The following is an 830-nucleotide window of genomic DNA, read 5'->3' as shown; positions in this document are numbered from 1 at the left end:
TGCCTTGGCAAGACGATCGGCGGCGAGCCGGTGATCGCGGATCTGGCGCGCATGCCGCACCTGCTCGTCGCCGGCACCACCGGCTCGGGCAAGTCGGTCGCCATCAACACCATGATCCTGTCGCTCGTCTATCGCCTGAAGCCGGAGGAATGCCGGCTGATCATGGTCGATCCGAAGATGCTCGAACTGTCGGTCTACGACGGCATCCCGCATCTGCTGACGCCCGTCGTGACGGATCCTAAAAAGGCCATCATCGCGTTGCGCTGGGCGGTTCGGGAGATGGAGGACCGCTACAAGAAGATGTCGAAGCTGGGCGTGCGCAACATCGACGGCTTCAACGCCCGCGTCTCGGAAGCCAAGGCCAGAGGCGAGGTGATCACCCGCACCGTCCAGACCGGCTTTGATCGCGAGACCGGCCAGGCGGTCTACGAGGACGAGGTGATGGACCTCGAGCCGTTGCCGTATATCGTGGTGATCGTCGACGAGATGGCCGACCTGATGATGGTCGCCGGCAAGGAGATCGAGGGTGCGATCCAGCGTCTGGCGCAGATGGCGCGGGCTGCCGGCATTCACGTGATCCTGGCGACGCAGCGGCCGTCGGTGGATGTGATCACCGGCACGATCAAGGCGAATTTCCCGACAAGGATTTCGTTCCAGGTGACGTCGAAGATCGACAGCCGCACGATTCTGGGCGAGATGGGCGCCGAGCAGCTTCTGGGCCAGGGCGACATGCTGTACATGGCCGGCGGCGGGCGGATCACCCGCGTGCACGGACCGTTCTGCTCGGACGAGGAGGTCGAGAAGGTCGTCGCCCACCTCAAGCGTCAGGG

1 protein-coding gene is annotated in these 830 nt (G+C 64.3%); it reads left to right on the top strand.

Annotation, left to right across the window (positions count from 1 at the left end; genetic code table 11):
- A partial coding sequence (locus K9B37_RS24525; RefSeq protein ID WP_255616802.1) for an FtsK/SpoIIIE domain-containing protein occupies window positions 1–830 on the top strand: 830 nt, incomplete at both ends.

This window comes from Microvirga puerhi, assembly GCF_020089865.1.
Lineage (GTDB): Bacteria > Pseudomonadota > Alphaproteobacteria > Rhizobiales > Beijerinckiaceae > Microvirga > Microvirga puerhi.
Note: the sequence above shows the minus strand (reverse complement) of the source record. Positions and strands in the feature narration are given on the sequence as shown.